This is a genomic window from Mucilaginibacter sp. P4_G9, assembly GCF_056400985.1.
On the sequence record NZ_JBFUKF010000918.1, the window covers coordinates 1 to 664 of the forward strand.

Below are 664 nucleotides of genomic sequence, written 5' to 3' on the forward strand. Positions count from 1 at the left end.
CATGATATACATTAGAAATTTAATATTTCAGGACAAATTCCACTCAAGATGGTTGATTCTGTTAACCGATCTTATGATTGTCCTGTTGGCACTATGCCTGTCTTTTTACCTTAAAGACAAACTTGATTTTAAAGAAAGCAATATTTACTATATTACATTTTACTGTAGTAACGCTATATTGATATTTCTGTTCATGCGTATCCATACGCATATAATAAGGCATTCCAATACCAGGGACATGCTACGCATACTCGTTGCTGTTTTGGTTAGTAATGCAGCCTTTTTGTTGATTTATCATATTTTATTTGCTTCTTACCTTAAAATTAGTCTTAAAGGTCTCGGGGATATTTTATTGATTAACTTTTTTATATCCTCATCATTATTAATGGGAATGCGTATAATAATTAAGGATGTTTTTAAATACTTTGATGAGCCGGGCTATAAAATTATAAAAGAAAACGTTTTAATCTATGGTTCAGGAACTCCATCTATTTTGATTAAAAATGCCCTGGAAGCTCAAAAAGGTTTTATGATAAATGTACAAGGATTTATAGATACCGACTCTGATAAAGTTTATAGTTGCATTGAACAAAAACGCGTATATCCGATAAAAGCAATAGAGAAGTTAAAAAATAAATTCTCTATAAAAACAATGCTAATAACA

The 664-nt window shown here is 30.0% G+C and carries 1 protein-coding gene; it reads left to right on the forward strand.

Annotation, left to right across the window (positions count from 1 at the left end):
- Window positions 1-238 precede the first annotated feature (238 nt).
- A partial coding sequence (locus AC1DPZ_RS28555; protein WP_477409904.1) for a nucleoside-diphosphate sugar epimerase/dehydratase occupies window positions 239-664 on the forward strand: 426 nt, incomplete at its 3' end.